The organism is Roseateles sp. P5_B10, from assembly GCF_056400485.1.
Genome location: NZ_JBFULE010001739.1, coordinates 1 through 534, shown reverse-complemented (window position 1 = coordinate 534; position 534 = coordinate 1). Strand labels below are relative to the sequence as shown.

General features: G+C 64.6%; 1 protein-coding gene and 1 pseudogene. One reads left to right on the top strand and one right to left on the bottom strand.

Annotation, left to right across the window (positions count from 1 at the left end; all coding sequences use genetic code 11):
- On the top strand, positions 1-313 hold a 313-nt coding region (locus AC1DU6_RS35630), incomplete at its 5' end, for a YqhA family protein (protein WP_477863340.1).
- Between the two features lie 8 nt (positions 314-321).
- Here AC1DU6_RS35630 and AC1DU6_RS35625 read toward each other — a convergent pair.
- Positions 322-534 (bottom strand): annotated as a pseudogene (locus AC1DU6_RS35625) (class II fumarate hydratase); the annotation flags it as partial.

Sequence of the window (534 nt, the reverse complement as noted above, 5' to 3'; positions counted from 1 at the left end):
CTCCAACCTGCTGATCATGGTCATCGTCGGCGGCTACGAGACCTTCGTGTCGCGCATGGACCTCGACGGCCACCCCGACCAGCCCGAGTGGCTGAGCCACGTGAATGCCTCGGTGCTGAAGGTCAAGCTGGCCACGGCCATCATCGGCATCAGCTCCATCCACCTGCTGAAGACCTTCATCAACGCCGACAACTACGCCGAGAAGACGCTGATGTACCAGACCATCATCCACGTCGCCTTCCTGCTGTCGGCCATGGCCATCGCCTTCACGGACCGGCTGTTGCCGCAGCCGCCTCACGGCGAGAAGCACTAGAGCGTCAGTCAGCGGCCGACCATCTGCCCCGGCACCACCCAGGCGTCGAACTGCTCGGCCGTCACATGGCCCAGCGCCAGCGCCGCCTCGCGCAGGCTGCTGCCTTCCTTGTGCGCCTTCTTGGCGATCTGGGCGGCCTTGTCGTAGCCGATATGCGTGTTGAGCGCCGTCACCAACATCAGTGAGCGCGCCACCAACTCGGCAATGCGCCCCTCATTGGG